The 2905-nt window shown below is 61.2% G+C and carries 3 pseudogenes; 1 reads left to right on the top strand and 2 read right to left on the bottom strand.

What is annotated here, in order from left to right:
- Positions 1–27: 27 nt before the first annotated feature.
- A pseudogene (locus AC13EK_RS04215) lies at positions 28–375 on the bottom strand (integrase core domain-containing protein); the annotation flags it as partial.
- A gap of 153 nt (positions 376–528) precedes the next feature.
- On the opposite strand from AC13EK_RS04215, the pseudogene AC13EK_RS04210 reads away from it, so the two are divergent.
- Positions 529–1822: pseudogene (locus AC13EK_RS04210) on the top strand (IS110 family RNA-guided transposase).
- 213 nt (positions 1823–2035) lie between these two features.
- On the opposite strand, the pseudogene AC13EK_RS04205 reads toward AC13EK_RS04210, so the two are convergent.
- A pseudogene (locus AC13EK_RS04205) lies at positions 2036–2841 on the bottom strand (IS3 family transposase); the annotation flags it as partial.
- Positions 2842–2905 lie beyond the last annotated feature (64 nt).

The following is a 2905-nucleotide window of genomic DNA, read 5'->3' as shown; positions in this document are numbered from 1 at the left end:
TTGACCTGCCCCCCGGCGGTCCCTCGATCATAACGAGAGTCTTGCGGTTGAATATTCCGCCATGCTCGCCTGCACAAGCGCGTCGGGCGTGATGCTATCGTCCTGCACGAACGTCCGACGCGCTTGTGCAGGCGTTCGATTTCCCAACGAAGAGTGGGGCCGAACATGGTTGTAGTCGTAGCGCCAGATGGCCAGCTTCCGGCGGGCGTCAGCCAAGCTGTCGAACAGCTCCTCGTTGAGCAGCTCATCGCGCAATGAGCCGTTGAAGCTCTCGATGAAGCCGTTCTGCTGGGGCTTTCCGGGATCGATGTAATGCCACTCGACCTTGTTCTGGCTGGCCCATTGCAGGATCGCCCGGCTCGTAAATTCAGTGCCATAGCACATTGGGAAGCGGCCCCTCGAAGGGGCGCACTGCCTTGATGAAGGCAAGGGCGCGTAGCGCCCGCAGGCTTCATCAAGGCGGTCATGATCGGCCCGCAGGTCTCTAAAGTGAAGTTGTCGACTCAACCCTTTGGAGACAGACCGACCATGACCAAGCGTAGCTCTAATCCCACCGACGCCGTGCTGGTAGCCATCGATATGTCCAAACACCGCCAGGAGGTCCTGATCGAACGTCCAGAAGGCGGACCCCGACGTCGCATGACGGTGATGGCGACAAAGGCAGATTATGATCGCCTGGCCACGGATCTTAGCGACATCGGGCGTCCGATCATCGTCGGCTTCGAGGCTACTGGTAACTACCATCGCACGCTGGCGCATCGCCTGCTGTCCGCCGGCTTCGAGTTGCGCTTGATCTCGTCCGTTGCCTTGGCTCGAACGCGCGAGGCTCTGCACAATGGCTGGGACAAGAACGATTCCAAGGATGCGCAAGTGATCCTGCACATGCTGCGGATTGGCGCCACCCAGCGATACGTCGATCCGCTCGCCGCCGGGATCAACGACCTGCAGGAGATGTCGAAAACGCACGAGGCGATCTCCAAGGCTAAGACGCAGACATGGCATCGCATCCTGACCCACTACCTGCCGCTCTATTTCCCGGAGATTGAACGCTTCGCTGGCAACAGCCGATCCGACTGGTTCCTTGCTCTGCTCGAACGATTCCCGACTCCAGCCAGCATGACTGTGCTCGGCCAGGAGACTTTCTCCCGCGAAGCATGGGACTTGGTCGGCCGCAAAGTGTCCAAAGCCCGGCTGATCAACGATATCTACGAGACCGCCTGCGCCTCCGTGGCGCTACCTGTCGACGAGGATTCCGTCTCGATCGCTATGTTCCGCATGGTGATCGCCCAAGCACGCAACCTGATCCGGCAGCGCGACGAGATCGAGCGAACGGCGCATGCCATGCTGGCCGAAAACCGCGATTATCAGCTTCTGCGCATGATCCCCGGCATTGGGCCCATCAATGCGTTGACCATTCTCGCCGAGGCAGGCGATCTACGCCGCTTCAGCCATCACCGTCAGTTCCTGAAGTTCTGCGGTCTTGATCTTGCGACCCGGCAGTCCGGCACATTCCGAGGCCGCACGATGCTGTCCAAATACGGTAATGCGCGATTGCGGCGGACCTTTTGGATGGCTGCCCAGGTCGCCGCACGTCAGCGCAACAACAGTTTCCGCGACAAGCTCGGACGATACACTGCCGGGCACGCGGATGATGCCGATCGTCGCCGCAAGGCGATGACGGCGCTCACCGCCAAGATGGCGCGCGTTGCCCATGCCGTCATCAAGACGGGGACAGAGTACCGACCGTTCCTTGAACGGTCGGATGCCAGGTGGAAGGACCCCTCTCTGCAAGTGCCGTGAGGGCGCGAAAGCGACCCTGTAGATAATGTTCGGGCCTTCCACCTGGGTGCGTATCTCGTTCTAAGGACGGTGAGGACCACGGCCGCTTCGGCGCCGCTGGATCCTGTGTTTGCTATGGCAGGGAGCGATCCCGTTGACGGTGGAAGCCATCTGGCTCAGAATGCATGCCTCGCCGCTCAATGCCGGCGCATAGAGATCTGTTGACCAAATCTCGCTTTCCTTCGTGACCCAGGACGTTGTCACTGACAATGCAAGCAGGTTTCCCGTGCAGGCGAACCAGCGCATCCAGTTCGCGCGCCACCCGAGCCCCCGAGATGCTGGTGTCCGCGGCCAAGCACAGGTTCTCCCGGCAGCAATCATCGTTGATCGCCAGAATCCTGAACTTGCGCGACGCGCCAAACGTATCGGCGACAAAGTCCATCGACCAGCGGTCACCAGGACGAAGTGCTCCCGGCACCGGCGTCCGGCTGCCTCGGGCGCGCTTGCGGCCGCGTCGTCGGCGTACAGACAAGCCTTCTTCCCGATATAGCCGGTAGAGCTTCTTGTGGTTCATGCTCATGCCCTTGCGCTCCAGCATGACGCCGATCCGGCGATAGCCGAACCGACGGCGCTGCCCTGCGATCTCCCGCATGGCTTCGCGGATCGCTCCGTGGTCCGGCGGGCGTTCGCGCCTGACCGTCTTGGGATCGACGCCAATCAGCACACAGGCCCGACGCTGTGAGACCTGGTAGTCCCGTATCACGCCGAGCGCCACGTCGCGCCGCTGGCCCGGCGTCGTCAGCCTTTTCCCAGCAGGTCTTTCAGGATCGCGTTGTCCAGCATGCTGTCGGCTAGGAGCCGCTTCAGCTTGCCGTTTTCGTCCTCCAACTGCCGCAACCGATGGGCATCGGAAACCTCCATGCCGCCATACTTCGCCTTCAGCTTGTAAAAGGTCGCCGTGCTCAGGCCGTGCTTCCGGCAAACCTCGACCGTTGGAAGTCCTGCCTCCTGTTCCTTGATCATCCCGATGATCTGCGCCTCGGTGAAACGGCTCTTCCTCATGCGTCTGCTCCTTCTCGTGGGCAGACTCTACATCAGAATGAGGGACCTTTCGGGGGGCAGGTCA

The sequence above is a fragment of the Sphingobium sp. L-44 genome, assembly GCF_056859495.1.
Note: the sequence above shows the minus strand (reverse complement) of the source record. Positions and strands in the feature narration are given on the sequence as shown.